This is a genomic window from Polaromonas sp. CG_9.5, from assembly GCF_035984465.1.
Classification (GTDB): Bacteria; Pseudomonadota; Gammaproteobacteria; order Burkholderiales; family Burkholderiaceae_C; genus Polaromonas.
Genome location: NZ_JAXCHR010000022.1, coordinates 16869 through 29602, shown reverse-complemented (window position 1 = coordinate 29602; position 12734 = coordinate 16869). Strand labels below are relative to the sequence as shown.

The 12734-nt window shown below is 59.9% G+C and carries 10 protein-coding genes; 4 read left to right on the top strand and 6 right to left on the bottom strand.

What is annotated here, in order from left to right; all coding sequences use genetic code 11:
- The first annotated feature begins 402 nt into the window (after positions 1–402).
- The 3 genes from RCH06_RS14790 to RCH06_RS14780 are packed head-to-tail and all read left to right on the top strand — an operon-like array spanning position 403 to position 3432.
- A complete protein-coding gene (locus RCH06_RS14790; RefSeq protein ID WP_327082228.1) occupies positions 403–1611 on the top strand; it encodes a hypothetical protein in 1209 nt (402 codons plus the stop codon).
- 2 nt (positions 1612–1613) lie between these two features.
- Positions 1614–2438, top strand: coding sequence for a mechanosensitive ion channel family protein (locus RCH06_RS14785; protein ID WP_327082227.1), 825 nt, complete (start codon positions 1614–1616; stop codon positions 2436–2438).
- A 46-nt stretch (positions 2439–2484) separates the two neighbouring features.
- Entirely contained in the window at positions 2485–3432 is a 948-nt protein-coding gene (locus RCH06_RS14780; protein WP_327082226.1) for a DMT family transporter, read from the top strand.
- Between the two features lie 172 nt (positions 3433–3604).
- Here RCH06_RS14780 and RCH06_RS14775 read toward each other — a convergent pair whose 3' ends face one another.
- From RCH06_RS14775 to RCH06_RS14750, 6 genes are all read right to left on the bottom strand, one after another.
- Positions 3605–5140: a malonate--CoA ligase gene (locus tag RCH06_RS14775; RefSeq protein ID WP_327082225.1), complete on the bottom strand. Its 1536-nt coding sequence runs from the start codon at positions 5138–5140 to the stop codon at positions 3605–3607.
- Between the two features lie 37 nt (positions 5141–5177).
- Positions 5178–5960 (bottom strand): enoyl-CoA hydratase/isomerase family protein, encoded by a 783-nt coding sequence (locus RCH06_RS14770; RefSeq protein WP_327082224.1) that lies wholly within the window; start codon positions 5958–5960, stop codon positions 5178–5180.
- A gap of 190 nt (positions 5961–6150) precedes the next feature.
- Positions 6151–7143, bottom strand: a complete 993-nt coding sequence (locus RCH06_RS14765; RefSeq protein WP_327082223.1) for a Bug family tripartite tricarboxylate transporter substrate binding protein — start codon at positions 7141–7143, stop codon at positions 6151–6153.
- A 46-nt stretch (positions 7144–7189) separates the two neighbouring features.
- Positions 7190–8677 carry a malonyl-CoA decarboxylase gene (locus tag RCH06_RS14760; protein ID WP_327082222.1) on the bottom strand — a complete coding sequence of 496 codons (1488 nt, stop codon included), beginning with the start codon at positions 8675–8677 and terminating at the stop codon, positions 7190–7192.
- A gap of 209 nt (positions 8678–8886) precedes the next feature.
- Entirely contained in the window at positions 8887–9702 is an 816-nt protein-coding gene (gene lgt / locus RCH06_RS14755; RefSeq protein ID WP_327082221.1) for a prolipoprotein diacylglyceryl transferase, read from the bottom strand.
- Between the two features lie 190 nt (positions 9703–9892).
- On the bottom strand, positions 9893–10807 hold the full coding sequence (locus RCH06_RS14750) for a LysR family transcriptional regulator (RefSeq protein WP_442799693.1): 915 nt from the start codon (positions 10805–10807) through the stop codon (positions 9893–9895).
- A gap of 163 nt (positions 10808–10970) precedes the next feature.
- Between RCH06_RS14750 and ilvD the strand changes: the two genes are divergently transcribed.
- A complete protein-coding gene (gene ilvD, locus RCH06_RS14745; protein ID WP_327082219.1) occupies positions 10971–12665 on the top strand; it encodes a dihydroxy-acid dehydratase in 1695 nt (564 codons plus the stop codon).
- The last annotated feature ends 69 nt before the right edge of the window (positions 12666–12734 follow it).

Here is a 12734-nt window from a genome sequence, read left to right as displayed (position 1 = left end):
ATGATTTCACACTATTTTTGGCCGCTATTTCAGCCTCGCCAACTACCTTGCTGCAAGTTTTCACAACCGCCGCTCCAGTTTAATGAACCGTTCGGTGACTGATGCTTTTCTGCAGTCAACCTGTATTTGGTAGTGAGGCATACAGCGCGATGCGCGCTGATACTGGATGCAGTGCAGTTGTTTCTACTCGTTTGGCTGCGGTACGGATAGATTGTGTAGATCGAAAAATCCTGCCAACAGAATCACGATGCACGGCCAAACCAGCAAAGTCCGAACTGGCGTTTTACCGCATCTGTGTTACGTTTCTACGCCCACATCGAAGAAGTCGATGGCTACCGTACCTGGCAGCGCAAAAGCTTGCCAGCCATAAACAATCTGTCCAGACCAAAATTTTCAAAGTCGATGAACACGAAATTGCTTCATGACAAACACCCCGAGCCGTCCACGCGCGCCATGGTTGCGCTGGGTGACTACCAGCCGCCGGCGATGCCCACTGAAGATTCGCTGCGCAGGTTTTGGAAGCGGGTCAAGCAGCGCATTAAAAGCCTCAGGCAATCGAAATCCGAGCCTGTGCTGCCCGCAAGAAAATTTGAATCGGCAACGTTCAAAGCGCTCGACGAAGTAGCGGGCCCGCCCGCCTGCGGGCCTTTGCTTGATGACTTCGATGAAGCGGTTAGCGCCTGGTACACAGACCCCAAAGGATTGCGTCATTACCTGGTCGTGCTGCCACCTTGCGACCATCACGATGTGATCGGCGAGTGGGCACTGTTGCGTGGCCATACCGTGCTTGATGCGCCGCCCCGCCACCGTGTGCACGAGGCGCAATCAATCCGTTTTCCTGAAGCAGAAAACGACACGCTGCTGGTGATTCCAAAACTTGAACAATGGTTTTTGCGGCATCGCAATGGCCTGGACTGCATCAAGGCACTTTTTGCAGAACTGGCTGACGCCAGGCATCGCTGTGTGATTGGCTGCAACAGCTGGGCATGGGCTTTTTTAGTGAAATCCGCAGGGGCCGGGCTGATACTGCCACAACCCATGAGTTTTGCCCCTTTCGATGCGTTGCGCCTGCAGGAATGGTTCAGCAAACTGGCTTCGCAAGACAAGCGAGGCCAAGTGGTGTTCAGGCTGGCCAGCAACGGCTCTGATGCTTTGCAAAAAAATGACGACGGCCATTTAAACAATAGCTATCTGGAACAACTCGCTTCGCACAGCCGAGGTATTCCCTGGGTGGCCTGGCACAAGTGGCGCCAATCCTTGCGCACCCACCTTGACGCTGACGCACCGTCTGTCAGCGTCACCGAAAAAGACCACCTCACTTTGTGGATAACCGAGGACGAAGACGCCTCGTTGCCCATAGATTTGCCGTTGCCGCTCGACGACCAGGAAAACGGGCTGCTGGTTTTGCATGCGCTTCTCATGCACGGCGCTTTGAGCAGCGCCGAACTGGCAGCCGTGCTGCCTGCGCCTGCAGGAACAGGCTTGATTACAGCGCTGATTCGAGCCGGCTTTATTGAAAAAGACGGCGATTTTCTGGTGCCGCAGGCGGGTACTTATCCGGCCATGCGCAGCGCCTTGAAGTCAGCGGGTTTTCCGCTGGGAAGGATCTGACCATGGCAGCGGCCAATGAAGGGCACGAAAAAGCAGCCCAGCTTATCAATGACCTGCAAGACATCAGCTTTACCAAGGTCGGCTTGATCATTGCCTGCACCTGGCTGTCCATCATGCTGGCACACAAAATCTTTCCCTATCTGGCAGAAAAAGGCCCGAGCCAGCTGCGCTTGTACCTGCTGGGCGCAGTGCCCGTGATCCGGCTGCTGCTGCTGGTTGTGGCGCTGCTGTGGCTGATTCCTATCGTGTTCAACATCACGTTCCAGAACTTTCTGGTGATTTTTGGCGCAGCCAGCGTGGCCATCGGTTTTGCCTTCAAGGACTACGTGAGCAGTCTGATTGCGGGGGTCGTGGCTATTTTTGAACGCCCCTACCGGCCGGGCGACTGGATTGAAATTGACGGCAACTACGGCGAAGTGCGCGCAGTCGGCATGCGTGCCGTCGAGGTATGCACACTGGACGACAACATTGTCTACATCCCGCACGAAAAAATCTGGCAACACAACATTTCCAACTCCAACGATGGGGCACGCACGCTGATGTGCGTGGCTTCTTTCTATCTGCACCCCGCCCACGACGCCCAAAGTGTGAGCCAGGCCTTGCAGGAAGTGGCGCTGACCAGCGCCTATCTTGACTACCACAAGCCAGTGCGTGTGACGCTGGCAGAAACGGCCTGGGGAACGCATTACAAACTCAGGGCCTATCCGTTCGATATGCGCGACCAGTCCAGCTTCATCAGTGACCTGACCCTGCGCGGCAAGCTGGCCATTGCCGAAGCGGGCGGCAAGGAAAGCACCGTCCCGGCAGCGGCCATCACACCCTCTTGAGTCGCTCAGGTCTTGCAAGTCGCCCTTGCGCCTAATAATCCACGCCATGAACCGTCTAACCGCTTATGCCTGCCTTGCCCTCAGTATGTCGTTGGTCGGTAGTTATGTGGCGCTGTCCAAGCCACTGGTCGCTGTGTTGCCGGTTTTTTTGCTCGCCTGGCTGCGGTTTGGAATCGGCGGCATGGCGATGCTGCACTGGTTGAAAAAGCCTGCCCATGAAATTCCGATGAGCGGACAGACCCAAAAACTACTGTTTCTGGAGTCCTTTCTGGGCAATTTTTTGTTTTCAATCTGCATGCTGTTTGGCGTCAGCATGACCAGCGCGGTGGCAGCCGGCGTCATCATGGCGGCGATTCCGGCGGCAGTCGCCGTGATGAGCTGGTTGTTTCTGCGCGAACGCATCGGGCTGCGGGTGTGGGCGTCGGTGGCTTGCGCCGTTATTGGCATCGGGCTGGTTTCGCTATCAAAAAATGAGCTGGTAGCGCCCGTGCAGCATGCGCTAGAGGCCGATTTGGCTTCAAAAAACGCCTGGATTGGCAATTTTTTGCTGGTGGGAGCGGTTTTATGCGAAGCCGCCTATGCGGTGATTGGCAAAAAGCTGACCGGCGTGCTCAGCCCGAAACGCATCACGGCGCTGATCAACCTCTGGGGATTTGCGCTGGTCACGCCGATGGGCTTGTGGATGGCCTGGGGTTTTGACTTTGCCGCCGTGGCCCCGTCCAGCTGGATGCTGCTGCTGTTTTACGCGCTGGCTGCCAGCGTGTGGACGGTCTGGCTCTGGATGACCGGGCTGAAAACCATTCCCGCCAATCAGGCTGGCGTGTTCACCGTGCTGCTGCCGGTCAGTGCCGCAGCCGTCGGCGTACTGGTGCTGGGCGAAACACTGAACGGCACGCAGATCGGCGCTTTTGCCATTGCCCTGGCTGGCGTGCTGCTGGCGACCTTGCCGCAGCGCGGCGTGCGGGAAGCTATTCCTGAGACCGGGCTGCACTGATATCACGGTCCTGCCCTTCGTGACGGCGTCTCATCGACAGGCTGTCGCTGATGATGCTCAGCGACACCGCAGCAATACATCAGCGTCGCGACCGTATAAATCGACGGATTCACGCCTCAGCGGAAATTACTGAAAGTCACTTGCTTCAGGGACGCGATGCCCATCGCCTGAATCACTTTGGGCTGGTCGATGAAAACAAGGCTTTGTACTGCTCGCGCAACAGGTTTTTTTGCACCTTGCCCATGGTGTTGCGCGGCAGTTCGCTGACGATGAAGCATTGCTTGGGCACCTTGAAGTTGGCCAGCCTGGCTTTCATGTCGGCCAAAATCTGCGCCCCGTCCAGCACCGCGCCGGGCTTGGCAATCACCACGACCACGCCAACCTCGCCAAAGTCAGGGTGCGGCACGCCGACCACTGCGCTTTCAGCCACGCCGGGCAGCTCGTTGATGTAGCCCTCGATCTCGGCGGGGTAGACGTTGTAGCCGCCGCTGATGATCAGGTCTTTGCTGCGCCCGACGATGGTGATGTAGCCGTCCGCGTCAATCCGGCCCACGTCGCCGGTCTTGAAATAGCCGTCAGCCGTGAATTCTTCTGCTGTTTTCTCGGGCATGCGCCAGTAGCCCTGAAACACATTCGAGCCTTTGACCTGGATGTTGCCGATTTCCCCGACGGGCACAGGCTGGCCGTCGTCGCCCTGCACCCGCAAGCTCACGCCCGGCAGCGCAAAGCCGACGGTGCCGCCGCGCCGCTCGCCGCCTTGGTAGGGGTTGGAAGTCAGCATGGCGGTTTCGCTCATGCCGTAACGCTCCAAAATAGTCTGGCCAGTACGCGCCTGCCATTCATTGAACGTTTCGATCAGCAGCGGCGCTGAACCGGCGACAAACAGGCGCATGTTGCGGCAGGCGTCTCGCTGCAAACCGGGCTCGGCGAGCAAACGCACATACAGCGTCGGCACGCCCATAAACACCGTAGCTTCAGGCAGTTTTTCCACCACTTTTTTGGCGTCGAACTTTGACAGCCAGATCATCTTGCTGCCGTTGATCAGCGCGCCGTGAATGGCAACGAATAAGCCGTGGACATGAAAAATCGGCAATGCGTGAATCAGCACATCGCCTTGTGTCCAGCCCCAGTAGTCCTTCAACACCAGCGCATTGCTCAGCAGATTGCCGTGCGACAGCATCGCGCCCTTGCTGCGGCCGGTGGTGCCGCTGGTGTACAAAATGGCCGCCAGGTCATCGGCCTGCCGGACTGCCACTTCATGCTGGTCGCTGCAATGCGCGGCGCGGTCCAGCAGCGAGCCGGTGCGGTCGTCATTGAGGGTAAAGACATTTTGCGTGCCGGCCTTGAACGCCAGCTTGCTGAGCCAGCCGAAATTGGCGCTGCTGCAAACCACCACCGCAGGCTCTGCATTGCCGATGAAATAGTCCATCTCGGCACTTTGGTAGGCGGTGTTTAGCGGTAAAAACACGTAGCCGGCGCGCAAGGTCGCCAGGTAAAGCACCATCGCCTCGACCGATTTTTCAATCTGCACGGCGACGCGCGCGCCGTCGGGCAGCTTGAGCGACTGCAGCAAATTGGCCATCATAGCGGTGCTGCGCTCCAGGTCGCGCCACGAATACAGCAGGCCGTTGTCGGTTTCAATCGCCAAGTCATCAAGCGCAGCAGGGAAGGCAGCACGCAGCGCGGCAAACAGGTTGGGGTTGTTCATGGGATGGGAAATTTCAAAAAAAATGGTCCGCCGTCATTCAGGACGTGAAGACGGGCGGGCGCTTGTCGAGGAAGGCGGCAATGCCCTCCCGGTGTTCTTCAGAAGCCGCATAGTCATAAGCGGTCGCTATTAAATTTATAGCTGGCAGCGCAGGAGGGACATGCGCAAGCGCCCGAAATGATGCTTTATTGAGGCGTGCAGCCTGCGGCGCAAGCTGGCAGATCCACCGAACGCGCTCCTGGACCGCTGCGCTGACCTCAGACGCCGCCACGACCTGGTTCAAAAAACCGCGCTGTTTCATCTCGCCAGCATCCAGCACGGCGGCTGACAGCAGCATTTCGCGCGCCGTCAGTTCACCCACCGCACGCATGACCAGTGCCGCTTCGCGCGGTGCCATTGGAAAACCCAGCTTTGCAATGGGTGCGCCAAAACGGGCCGTGTCGGCGGCAATGCGGATGTCGCAGCAACTGGCTATCTCGACGCCTGCGCCCATGCAATTGCCCTCGATCTGCGCCACGATGGGCACATCGCAATCGAGCATCGCCTGCAAGCCGCCCCAGACATCGTTTTCATGGAAATCGCGCAGGCTGGCTTCCTGAAACCGGAAACCGGCATATTCAGAAATATCGCCGCCGGCGCAAAAGTGGCCGTTTTCACCCTGAACCCGCACGCAGCGCACATCTCGGCGCTGCTGGATGGCTTCAAAAGCAGCGCGCAACTCGCGCCACATCACACGCGACATGGCGTTGAACTTGCCTGCATGCGACAAGGTGACCGTGGCCAGCGCAGCAGAAACCTCAAAAAAAACAGCACCACTCATCGAATCCATCTCTTCCAGAAAATGTCAGGCGAAGCCGCCACGGCTGCGCATCAGCAGCGGCCCCACAAAGTGAGGAGCAAGCGGGAAATTCCACCAGCAGGGGCCGCGGAACTGGCTTTGCCAGGCCGCAGGCGCAGAGGCCCCCTCGGGGGGCAGCGAACCACACGCAGTGGGGAGCGTGGGGGCAACACTATTCCAGACTGGCGCCGGACGCCTTGACCACGGCGGCCCAGCGCTTGACTTCGGCGTTGACGAACGCGCCAAACTGCGCCGGTGTCAGGTTACCGAACTCGGCGCCGTTGCTGGCCCAGATGGTTTTGAGCTCATCGGTGGCGGCCACTTTGCGCAGGTCTTCCACAATGCGCGTCTGCACATCGGCGGGCGTGCCTTTGGGCGCCCACATGCCGTACCAGGTGGTCACGGTGTAATCAGGCAGGCCGAGTTCAGCGGCACACGGCACGTCGGGAAACGCCGGGTTGCGCTTGGCGCCCGACACCATCAGCGCCTTGATGCGGCCGCCCTTGATGTGCGCCGCAGACGAGCCCAGGCCGTCAAACACCATGTCCACATTGCCCGCGATCAAGTCTTGCAAGGCAGGCCCCGCGCCCCGGTAAGGGATGTGCGTGATGAAGGTGTTGGTCTGCTGCTTGAACAGCTCGCCGGCCAGGTGGTGCGACGTGCCCGCGCCTGCCGAGCCGTAGTTGAAGCGGCCCGGCTTGCTGCGTACCTGCGCCAGAAAAGCCTTGAAATCGCCCGGAATGTTCTTCGGGTTGACCACCAGCACCTGCGGCACATTGGCCATCAGCGCCAGCGGCACAAAGTCTTTTTCAATGTTGTAGTCGAGCTTCGGGTACATCGACGGCGCAATCGCATGGTGGACGGCGCCCATGAACAGCGTGTAGCCATCGGGCTGTGCCTTGGCGGCAATGCTGGCGCCCAGTGTGCCGCCCGCGCCGCCCCGGTTGTCGATGATGAGCTGCTTGCCGGTCAGCTTGGCAAACTGCGACGACAGCGGACGCGCAAAGGCATCGGTGCCGCCACCGGCCGGAAACGGCACGATCACCGTCACCGGCTTGACCGGCCAGGCCGACTGCGCCTGGCTGCCCAAGGAAACGGCGGCCAGGCTGGCAGCGGCAAATTGCAACAAGCTGCGGCGGCTGCCGTTTTCAAACTCAAAATTCATCTTGTCTCCTGATTGTTGTTAACGCGAGCGTGTGCAGGGCGCACCTTCAAATATACAAATCCTGAATGCCGGTGGATACCGGGACTTTCCCCTGCGCCAGCAGGGCGCGGTGCTTGTCCAGGCGCTTGAGGTCGTACAGGTAATTCACCATCAGGCCATGCGCTTGCTTGAGGCCTTTGGGCGACGGGTCGGCGGCCCAGTTCAGGCGTTCCACGCGCGCGCCATTGCCCAGGTGAAACCGCGCCACTGCATCGAGCGGCTTGCCGTCTTTCAGCCCCTGCCCCAGGTAATGGGCGGCGCACTGCAGCAGCAACTGGCGCGCCAGCGATTTTTCAGGCAGCGCCAGCGGGCTTTCAATGGCGGCCAAAAAATTGGCGGACGTGACTGGCTCGACGGCCAGCTCTTGGCCCAGCGCCTTGCGCTCCTTGTCGGCCAGCTGATCGAGCAAGTCGGCAGCGTTCTTGCCCAGCCAACTGCGAAAGCCCGGAATCGGCGACAGCGTGGCAAACACCTTGAGCTTGGGAAACTCTTCCTTGAGCGTTTCCACCACGCGCTTGATCAGCGAGTCGCCAAAACTCACGCCGCGCAAACCGGGCTGGGTGTTGCTGATCGAGTAAAAAATAGCGGTGATCGCCTTATCCAGGTCTGACGCAGCCGCATGTTCGTCGAGCAGCGGCATGATGTCGTCGGCCATCTCGTCTACCAAGGCCACCTCGACAAAGATCAGCGGCACGCCGGGCAACCGCGCGTGAAAAAACCCGTAGCAACGCCGGTCGCTGTCAAGGCGGTTTTTGACATCGGCCCAGCTCTTGATGTCATGCACGGCTTCGTACTGGATCAGCTTTTCAATCAATGACGCTGGCGAATCCCAGCTGATGCGGCGCAAGTCCAGAAAGCCGACATCAAACCAGGTCGAAAACATGTATTCCAGCTCGACATCCAGCGCCATCAGGCGTTTGTCGGCCTTCAAAAAAGGCAGCATTTCGGCCCGCATGTCCACCAAAAACCGAACGCCCTCCGGGTACACGCTAAAGCGCTGCAGCAGCCGGCGGCGCGGCGAGACGGTGGCGCGGCGGTAATGCACTTCGGCCACGGCCTCATCGGGCGTCCCGACAGCAGCGGCAAACCGGACTTGCGCTTCTTTGGTTTTTTGCACATCGGCGACAAAAATCTCGCTCATCAGCAGCCACATGTCGCACCGCTGATCGAGCGGCGCGATGGCATACCAGGCGGCCACGTCCATGGCGCGCCGCCCGCCTTCAATTTCACTCACGCGCGGGTCAACGATGGCCTGCAGCGCCTCCAGGCAGCGGCGCAACAGGCGGGGCGACAAGGCTTCGCCCTCCTGGCGCAGCGTGGCTTCGAGCCGCACTTGAATGGAACGCGCGGCCAGCGTGTCTTTGGCTGCAGTTTTTGTTCCTGATTTGATAGCAGCTTGCGCAGGTAGTTCTTGCGCATCCGCCTGTTTTGGCTTGGAAACAGCGGTTGGCAGGAGCCGGGAAACATTGCGGCCAATCCAGTTATCGCTGTTCATGCTTGACTCCGGCTTGCCGCTTTCAGCGCGACCAGGATGACCTGCTGCGTGCTGGCAACTTTTGCAGGGGGAAAACGACAGGCAGGATGCATGGCATGAACTCCTTGATGCGGGGGAAAATCCGCGTATTTCCAGCATTGAGCCGGCGTTGTGCAGGCGCTTGGGGAAATTGCAATTCGCTATTAAATGAATAGCTGCTTGCGCCCGTGCTATATGCGCATGGTACGGTTCGAGGCCAAAATCCAGAGCCAGATACCGGCGGCGATCATCGGGATGCACAGCCATTGGCCCATGCTCATGCCCAGCGCCAGAATGCCCAGGAAATCATCCGGCTCGCGATAGAACTCGGCGATGAAGCGGAACACGCCATAGCCGACCAGGAAAGCGCCCGAAACCTGGCCCATCTTGCGCGGTTTGCGCGCATACAGCCACAGCAACACGAACAGCAGCAGCCCTTCCATCAGGAACTGATACACCTGCGACGGGTGACGCGGCAGCATGGAGCCGCTGTGCGGAAACACCATGCCCCACGGCAAGTCAGGCGCGCTGAAACGGCCCCACAACTCGCCATTGATGAAGTTGCCCACGCGCCCTGCGGCAAGGCCGGTCGGCACGCAAGGCGCGATGAAGTCCATCACCTGCAGCCAGGGCCGCTGGCGCGAACGCGCAAACCACAGCTGCGACGCCAGCACACCCAGCATGCCGCCATGAAAACTCATGCCGCCTTGCCAGATGTAGAAAATCTCCAGCGGATGGCTGAGGTAATAACCGGGTTTGTAAAACAGGCAATACCCTAGGCGCCCGCCAATCACCACGCCCATGACACCGAGGAACAAGATGTCCTCAATGTCCTTGGTAGACCAGGCACCGGGGCCGGTGATGGACGCATAGGGTTCGTGGCGCAGGCGCAGGCTGGCCAGAAAGAAGAACAGGCCAAAGGCGGCCAGATACGTCAGGCCGTACCAGTGAATGGCAAGTGGGCCCAACTGGAGCGCAACAGGATTAATTTCGGGATGGATGAGCATGGGTTGCCATTGTGCATGCAAGCCGTGACCTTATTGAAGGCCGCCACTCTTAACGCTGCGCCCGCTGGTTCTCAAGGGCAGGTTTCATGCTCAAACCAGTTGCTGCGCCGCACAGCAGCGCACGCGCATTAAAGCCCGGCAGCCGGCTTTGGCATGGCGCAAAACCAAACCTGGCTACATCCATGACCGCTCACCCGGCAAAAGCCATGAAGCGCAGCAACGCCGGACTGGCGGCCCCGGCAGACCAGACCAGGCTGGTTTCGCAACCCGGCACCGCCCGCTCCTTGCTCCCGGTGACTTTCCGGTAAACCACGCCCGGCCTTTGAAACTGCCGCACGCTGTCGGGCACCCAGGCCACGCCAATGCCGGCAGAAACCAGGTTGACGATGGTTTGCATCTGGATGGCCTCTTGGGCCACTTGCGGCAAGTAGCCGGCGGTGTGGTACATCGCAAAAATCGCGTCGTACAGCGACGGCAAGATGCGGCGCGGAAAAATCACCAGTGGCTGGTGCAGCAAGTCCTTCAAGGTCAGGTTGACGCGGCTGGCCAGCTCGCTTTGCTCGGGCACGGCCAGCACCAGCGGGTCGCGTGCAATGCGCTGGCAGGTCAGGCCGGGCGGCGCAAAACCGGGCGAATGCAGTATGAAGCCGGCATCGATTTCCCCGCGCGCCAAGGCTTCGAGCTGGACATCGCCGGTGGCTTCGATCAGTTCCAGCTGAACCTTGGGATGCTGCTCGCGAAAGCTGCGCACCCAGCGCGGAAGCAAGTCAAACCCGACCGTTGACACAAACGCCAGCCGCAAACGCCCGGCTTCGCCGTCTGCACTGGCGCGCGCAAACACCGGCAGCGCTGCGGCGCGGGCCAGCAAGTCGCGCGCTTCAGGCATCAGCGCCGCGCCAGCCGGCGTGAGTTGCACACTGCGCTTGGTGCGGTCAAAAAGCTTGACCGCCAGCGCCACTTCCAGCTGGGCAATCGCCTGCGTCAGCGGCGGCTGCGTCATGTTCAGTCGTTGCGCGGCCCGGCTGAAATGCAGCTCTTCCGCCACGGCCAAAAACTGCCGCCACAGCCGAAGTTCAATCAGGGGCGGATGTCTGGCGGGGCTCAAACTGTCTTTTTTCATATGTCAAACATATTAATCCAGCCTGAAAAATGGATTAGAAAGAATCAATCAAAGCGCGGATACTGGGCGCTTCGATCAAACCCCTCATTTTTTCTTCGCGCTTGGTTGCTTTTCAACGGCCAAGCGCACAACTCATCAAGGCAAGCCCATGCAAACCAACGATCTCGCCATCAACCGCCGCTCGGCCAATATCACCGAAGGCAAATCCCGCGCACCCAACCGCTCGATGTACTACGCCATGGGCTACGAAGAAGGCGACTTCAAAAAGCCCATGATCGGCGTGGCCAACGGCCACAGCACCATCACGCCGTGCAACAGCGGCCTGCAAAAACTGGCCGATGCGGCGATTGACGCCATTGAAGAAGCCGGCGGCAATGCGCAGGTGTTCGGCACGCCGACGATTTCCGACGGCATGGCCATGGGCACCGAAGGCATGAAATATTCGCTGGTCAGCCGGGAAGTCATCTCGGATTGCATCGAAACCTGCGTGCAGGGCCAGTGGATGGACGGCGTGCTGGTGATTGGCGGCTGCGACAAGAACATGCCCGGCGGCCTGATGGGCATGCTGCGCGCGAACGTGCCGGCCATTTTTGTCTATGGCGGCACGATTTTGCCCGGCCATTACAAGGGCAAAGACCTGAACATCGTCAGCGTGTTTGAAGCCGTCGGCGAAAACGCCGCCGGCCGCATGAGCGATGAAGACCTGCTGCAAATCGAACGCCGCGCCATTCCCGGCACCGGCAGCTGCGGCGGCATGTACACCGCCAACACCATGTCCAGCGCGTTCGAGGCGCTGGGTATTTCGCTGCCCTACTCCAGCACCATGGCCAATCCGCATGACGAAAAAGTCAACTCGGCCAAGGAGTCGGCCCGGGTGCTGATTGAAGCCGTCAAGAAAGACATCAAGCCGCGCGACATCGTGACCAAAAAGTCCATCGAAAACGCGGTGGCGGTCATCATGGCCACCGGCGGCTCGACCAATGCCGTACTGCACTTTCTGGCCATCGCGCACGCCGCTGGCGTGGAATGGACGATTGACGACTTTGAGCGCGTGCGCCAAAAAACCCCGGTGCTGTGCAACCTCAAACCTTCGGGCGAGTACCTAGCGGTCGACCTGCACCAGGCGGGCGGCATTCCGCAAGTCATGAAAATGCTGCTGGTGGCCGGCCTGCTGCACGGCGACTGCATCACGATTTCGGGCCAGACGATTGCTGAAACCCTCAAGGATGTGCCCGATGCGCCGCGCGCCGACCAGGACGTGATCCGCCCCATCGACAAGCCCATGTACGCCCAAGGCCACCTCGCCATCCTGAAAGGCAACCTGTCACCCGAAGGCTGCGTCGCCAAAATCACCGGTCTGAAAAACCCGGTCATGACCGGCCCGGCGCGGGTGTTTGATGACGAGCAGTCGGGCCTCAAAGCAATTCTGGACGGCAAGATCGTGGCAGGCGACGTGATGGTGCTGCGCTACCTCGGCCCCAAAGGCGGCCCCGGCATGCCGGAAATGCTGGCCCCTACCGGTGCGCTGATTGGCGCGGGCCTGGGCGAAACCGTCGGCTTGATCACCGATGGACGTTTTTCGGGAGGCACCTGGGGCATGGTGGTCGGTCACGTCGCGCCAGAAGCCGCTGCGGGCGGCAACATTGCCTTTATCCAGGAAGGCGACTCCATCACGATTGACGCCAAGCAATTGCTGCTGCAACTCAACATCAGCGACGAAGAACTGGCCAGCCGCAAGTTCGGCTGGACGCCGCCAGCCCCGCGCTACACGCGCGGTGTGCAGGCCAAGTTCGCCTTCAATGCGTCAAGCGCCAGCAAAGGTGCGGTGCTTGACGACTATTGATCAGTTGCCGGCAGTTTTTTAATGCAAAAGCCCGTGAATTGCAGGATTCACGGGCTTTTTAATTGAGGC